The sequence below is a fragment of the Zwartia vadi genome, from assembly GCF_030410375.1.
GTDB classification, from domain to species: domain Bacteria; phylum Pseudomonadota; class Gammaproteobacteria; order Burkholderiales; family Burkholderiaceae_B; genus Zwartia; species Zwartia vadi.
In genome coordinates, this window is record NZ_JAUHHE010000059.1 from 1 (window position 1) to 255 (window position 255).

Consider the following 255-nt stretch of genomic DNA (forward strand, 5'->3'; position numbering starts at 1 on the left):
TGATGACATCGATCACTTGGGCAATCGTCGTGTGCGTTGCGTGGGTGAATTGGCTGAAAATCAATTCCGTGCCGGCTTGGTGCGTGTTGAGCGTGCGGTGAAAGAGCGTTTGGGTCAAGCGGAAACAGAGAATCTGATGCCGCATGACTTGATCAACTCCAAGCCGATTTCCGCAGCGATCAAAGAGTTTTTTGGTTCGAGCCAATTGTCCCAGTTTATGGACCAGACTAATCCTCTTTCCGAAATCACGCACAA

The 255-nt window shown here is 49.8% G+C and carries 1 protein-coding gene; it reads left to right on the top strand.

The window, feature by feature from the left end:
• On the top strand, positions 1 to 255 hold a 255-nt coding region (locus tag QWY27_RS15425), incomplete at both ends, for a hypothetical protein (protein WP_290199292.1).